Source organism: Bartonella saheliensis, assembly GCF_902162175.1.
In genome coordinates, this window is record NZ_LR607255.1 from 1 (window position 1) to 5895 (window position 5895).

4 protein-coding genes are annotated in these 5895 nt (G+C 39.5%); 1 reads left to right on the top strand and 3 read right to left on the bottom strand.

Annotation, left to right across the window (positions count from 1 at the left end; translation table 11 throughout):
- The 3 genes from FS875_RS09195 to pyrF form a co-directional block, all read right to left on the bottom strand.
- Positions 1 to 1017 (bottom strand): histidine--tRNA ligase (locus FS875_RS09195; protein ID WP_144755966.1); only part of this gene is annotated, 1017 nt, incomplete at its 3' end.
- Between the two features lie 387 nt (positions 1018 to 1404).
- Positions 1405 to 1767: a helix-turn-helix domain-containing protein gene (locus FS875_RS09200; RefSeq protein WP_144755969.1), complete on the bottom strand. Its 363-nt coding sequence runs from the start codon at positions 1765 to 1767 to the stop codon at positions 1405 to 1407.
- A gap of 581 nt (positions 1768 to 2348) precedes the next feature.
- On the bottom strand, positions 2349 to 3194 hold the full coding sequence (gene pyrF, locus FS875_RS09205) for an orotidine-5'-phosphate decarboxylase (protein WP_144755975.1): 846 nt from the start codon (positions 3192 to 3194) through the stop codon (positions 2349 to 2351).
- A 501-nt stretch (positions 3195 to 3695) separates the two neighbouring features.
- On the opposite strand from pyrF, the gene FS875_RS09210 reads away from it, so the two are divergent.
- Positions 3696 to 4769 carry a YrzE family protein gene (locus tag FS875_RS09210; RefSeq protein WP_144755972.1) on the top strand — a complete coding sequence of 358 codons (1074 nt, stop codon included), beginning with the start codon at positions 3696 to 3698 and terminating at the stop codon, positions 4767 to 4769.
- Positions 4770 to 5895 lie beyond the last annotated feature (1126 nt).

A 5895-nucleotide genomic window follows, 5' to 3' on the forward strand; every position in this document is an offset into this window, starting at 1 on the left:
ACCCATCATAACGCCCCCCCCCCCAACAGAGCCAAAGACAACTTTTTGCCCATCATCATTGAGAACATCAAAAAGCAACGCTGCCTCAAAAACAGGTCCCGTATAATATTCCAATCCACGCACCACCGAAGGATCAATTTTAATGCGATTATGATACCCATTAGCAGCAAAGATTGTTTGCATTTCCTCAAGCTCGCGAACTCCTTCAAGCCCTTGCGTACTCTGAGAAACGATTTTTCTGAGAGCATCAAGCGTTTCTTCTGCCGTTTTTGCTTCTATCGTGAGTAAGGAAAGAATACATTCAATTTCTTTATCTTGAAGCTCAGCCCCTTTTGTAAAATCACCACTTTCATCCAAACGTCCTTTTCCTAAAAGCAAACGCACGCCTTCCGGTCCAAATTTATCCAGTTTATCCATGGCTCGCAAAACCGTTAAGCGCTTTTCAACCTGCTCATTTCCCGCCAAACCAATCAGCTGCAAAACACTTTCCAGAATTTTTCGGTTATTCAAACGAATGGCATAATCATGGCGTGCAATGCCCAATTTTTCCAAACTATCGGCTGCCATCATGCAAATTTCAGCATCTGCCGCAACAGTTTGTGTTCCAACGATATCCGCATCAAATTGCATAAATTGCCGAAACCGCCCTGGGCCAGGCTTTTCATTGCGAAAAACAAAGCCCAACCGATAACTGCGATAGGGTTTTGCTAACGTTTCAAAGTTTTCAGCAAAATGACGAGCCAGAGGAGCTGTTAAATCATAGCGTAAAGACATCCATTGTTCATCATCATCTTGGAGCGAAAAAACCCCTGCATTGGGACGATCTGAATCCGGTAAGAATTTCCCCAATACATCCGTATATTCAAAAATGGGTGTTTCAAGCGCTTCAAAACCGTAAAGTTCATAAACTTCACGAATTTGCGCAATCATGGTTTCAGTTGCATATAATTGTGCACTTGTACGATCCACAAAACCACGGGGTAAACGGGCTTTGGTTTTTTCTTGTTTTAATGACATGTTATTCTCTAGCAACAATATGTGTTTACGGATAACCATTATCTCATAGCAACAAACGCTGCAATGACTTTATCGCCCTCAAAGCTTTTAACAACATGTTAGAGGCTTTCTATTATCTACGATTCAATAGAATTTTAAAAATCTTTATCCTTGAAAACCGTTAAAAGATCAAAGCGAAACAAGCGCATTATTGCCATAAAGCATTTCTAGATACTTTCATGAGTCTTGATGAAGAGAAGGACTTTATCTTCATATAAAACCAACCCAATGAAAGGCGGGAGACAAGACAGCGGATTATTTACAAATGATTTTTTTAAAAAACAGTGTGCGTGAAAAATCCGCATTTTTTAAGATCAGAAGGAAATAGAGAAAAGGGAGCGCCATATATCATATCTTCTGATCAGAAATTAATTTTAAAATGGCTTTTTGTTTGATAGAGGTCAGGACTCTAAAACTTTTTAAAAGTAAATATTCTTCTCTATTTGAGGAAATCTCATCATGATGGTATGGGGTGTTTTCATTTGTGATAATATCCGCATAAAAAAAGGAAACCGGAACTTGTAGGATATCGAAAATTTCCTTTAATCGCCCAGCGCTTACACGGTTTAAGCCTTTTTCATATTTCTGGATTTGTTGGAAACTTACCCCTAAAGCGTCTCCTAATGTTTTTTGAGTCATTCTCAACATTTTTCGCCTAAAGCGAATTTTTTTGCCAACAAAAAGATCAAGTTTAAGGTTCTGAACTTGCATTTGCCCCCCACCTAGTGCGAGCGCCCTCTTATGCGTATTCCGGGAGCTTTAAAAAACTGAATCCGAGTCAGCATTTTGCTTTTAGTGCGTAAGACACACCTGGACAGTGCAAAATCTCCCGGAATTCCGAGACACCCACAAAGTGGGGTTATTTTCACGCTAAGGTTTAGGGTTTTCAAGGCCCACTTGGTCGCCGCGTATACGACCAAAAACATTTTTTAATGTGTTAAATAATTTCAGGATTTTTGCAATAAAAATAGTTTTTCAGGAGGTCGCAGAATTTCTTTTTCATGAGAAGTTATCGGCTTCTCAAATTCTTGAACACACACACATCAAAATCATATCCCCAAGCCTCCCATTTCACGAAAGGATCTCACCCTCGTTTCTTAAACGCACCCTCTCTAGAGAGGGTCCTTAACCAATAAAACAGCTTTTGTTTTATCCTTCACGCGAGCTCTAAGCGAATGATTCTTCTGCTATCCCATAAAAACATCGTCATTGAGAGAAGAGAGCCCCCATACGCAATCAAAAAGTAGAACTTTTTTATCAGGAAGAGCCCTCCCCCAATAAGAACCCCAAATTTAAGAGAGAAGCGTGTTTTTAGATTGTTCAGCAAAATTATGAATGGCATTTTTTAAATCAACAGGATTTCGACCAACCTCTGTAATTGACCTTGAAATTGAAGGAATAATATTCTGCCATAACCTTTGAGGAAACTGCTGAGTTAATTGTGTTATAGTTCCCCCTTGAGCCCCAATGCCTGGAACAAGAAACAAGCTATTTTCTAGCTGTTCAATTGTCTCTTTTGCCTCATAACCTAATGTTGCGCCAATCACGGCCCCGATGGGACCAATATGGCGATATTGACTTGAAGATTGGCTATTATAGTCATAAATACGCTGCGCCAAATGAACAGAAACCGTTTGATCCCCAATGCGAGCATTTCGAATTTGTTTGCCCTCTGGATTAGACGATTGAACAACCATAAAAACCGCTGTTTTTGTTTCTTCTGCAATCTTTATTAAAGGAAGAAGCGCATCAAACCCTAAAAAAGGATTAACTGTTATCGCATCAGCTTTGAAAGGACTATTAGCTCCAAGCCAAGCTTGTCCATACGCTTCAGCCGTAGAGCCAATATCCCCTCTTTTTGTATCAACGAGAACCAACAAACCTTGTTTTTGTGCATTTTCAATGAGTTCTTTCAAAACTTGGAGACCTTCCACCCCATATAACTCAAAAAATGCGGCTTGCGGCTTTATGATTCCCACCTTCCCTACAACTGCTGTTAAGAGGATATCACAAAAATCTTTTAGACCTTTATCATCGCAGCTCAAATTCCATGATTGCAAAACTTTATGACTCGGATCAAATCCAACACAAAGGGGTCCATATTTTTCACTGTTTTTAAAAAAAGCTGAACAAAACATTTGATATCCTAACACGGTCTCTCTTTAAACTTTTTGATACAATCAAAAAGAAAAGCATTTGTCAAAAGAATACACCCCTACCCCCCTTAAGAAAGCGCTCTCATATATTGCTCTCATCGACAAGATCTGCTCTTAACTTATAAAACATATTCTCATTCACAAAGCTTAATCGCCTATTTATCAATCAAAACATTATTATAAGATGAAAAATTCAAACTTGATGACAGAATAGGAACAAAAAAACATCCCATATTATTTTGTTTGATGCCCTCGTAAAAGCCCCTATTTTATCTTTTTCATGCTTCTTTTTACACTCAACCAAAATTCTCGATTATGTGCTTTAAACAAAAATTTTAAAATGCGCCACCTTGATATTTTTAAATCTTATTTAGATCTCTCCACTTCACCTTTAGCAGCCTAATTATCCATAATGGGCTATAAACTTTGGAACATAATTGGCAAAAAGACATTGTATCTCCAGCATATTCAAGGAGATAAAACATGGAAACCCGCATTCCTGAAAAAACACCTTTCGATACGAATTTTCTAGAAGAAACATCTCTAGAGACAAAATATTCATTTTTTCATACACCTATTTCATGGTCCGCCATTTTTGCTGGACTGGTTACAGCTCTTGCTGTTTCAATCTGCCTGTCTTTCCTCATAGCCGCTTTAGGCTTAAGCCAAATGGACTTTACCTCGTCCTCCCCTTTTAGAGGTTCTTTCCTCTCCATGGGTATTGGCTCCCTCATTGTTATGGTGATCAGTCTTGCAAGTGGAGGCTTTGTTGCTGGGCGTTTTGCTGAAATCTCTGGCGCTCTTCATGGTTTTTTAACCTGGGCTCTCATCACACTGCTGATGACATTCCAAGCCATCCACGTGATTTCACATACAGCAAACTTAAGCGCTAAAGCTGTTGGGAAAAGCGCGTCTATGATCGAACAAACCGTCGACAACCTTCCCTCTCTACTTGCAAAATTAAACAGCGAAAATTTTGAAAAGTTTTTTACAAAAAATGACCATGGGATTAATTTTGATAAACTGGGCAATGAGTTGCATACACTTCTCAAAAAAAGTGATATTCCAGCTCTTAATCTTGATCGCTTGAAACAAACCTATCAGGCTGCGCTCAACGATATTGGCTCTGCGATAACCGCTTTCAAAAATGATCCTTCACATTATCGCACCACTCTGAAAAATCTAGGGAATAACCTTTCTGATCGCTTAGAAACGCTGACGACAAAAGTTAATCAAAGCGATATCATCAAAGCCCTGATGAACAATGGCATGTCGCGTACAGAGGCACAAACAACAGCCACCCGCGCCGTTCAACTCTATCAAGGGGCAGAGGAAAAAACAGAACAAACCCTCAAAGCACTAGAAAAACAAGCCGATACCTTATCTCAAAAGCTTGATGCACGGGCAAAAGATGCTCTTCACATGGCTGATAAAGCCACGACAAAAGCATCACACATGGGATGGTGGGGCTTTTTAGGGAGTCTGATAGGCGCCATCATTTCCAGTGTTTGTGGTTATTATGGTTACAGAAGCCGTAAAGAGATTTTCAAACTCTAAAACGTTTCGTTAAGATAAAAGCTGTACAGATTAGTACAGCTTTTTATGTTTTTAAATATTTTAGCGTTCTTTATGCTTCATTGCTCTCCTACTCCTTAAACAAAAGACCTACGAACATTAAAAAGACTGTTAAAGAGATACCTATTCTCCATAAAAATGCTCAATTGCCACGTCCTTAAGCTTTTAAAATTTTTTACCACTAATTCCATTGTAATGTTTTTTTGTGCTCCAGGGTGATCAAATTTCTTGCCCTATGGGCTTCTTTCTGTGTTTGTAAGTTTTCCTAGGATTAAGCATGCATTATTGATGTGCGCTAAGTCATAGGCTTGCTAAAAGCGACCTCCCCCATTCATAGCACACGAATCCTTCTCTGCCACGCGACCGTTATGGGGAAAATCACACCGCACGCACAAAATCAATAAACCAAACAACCCCACATACCATCCTTGCAATGATCATCGGTGCAAACAAACCTCCCCCACATAGTGAAAGAACTGGAGATGGAGTAAAAAGAAAAGAGAACATGAGTATTTGCACTCACAAGATGCATGCAAAAATTATCCCCTGCAGATAAACCGCGCGCTCTTTGAGCACATCAGTGATCTTGTAAATGCGTTACGCATCTGCTTCAAATGATAACAGCCCATAACACATATGCCCCATGTCTCTAGAACACGGATCAAAAGCTTTCTCTTGTCCTTCCACCTTTCCCTTAAAGCAAAAAAAGGAGCATATTGTGTATAGGATAGAGATGTGCGCTCTACAGATGGAATAAGGCGCAAGATATCGCAAAGCATATAATCTATTTTTCAAGTTGCTTTTCGAGAGTGACGTATCGATTGAGTTTCTACTCTTGCAAAGCTTTTATGCACAGAATCACGTATCTCTAGGCTTCTACCTTCTAGCCTTAGCGAGAAAGCTGTTTAGTGGTATTTCCCCCCTATTACGGTCCATTAGGTTCTTTTACGCAGGAAGATTTCCGATGCCCCCCAGCCCCCTCAACATAACTTTACCTGCGTTTTTTTCTCCTCGATAGGAGAATGGTTGCAAGTGTTATTTATTTCAGGTCTTTAATGCTTTGGGAAGTGTATAATTTTTTGACGTTTTTAGCTTTTGCGCGCATAAC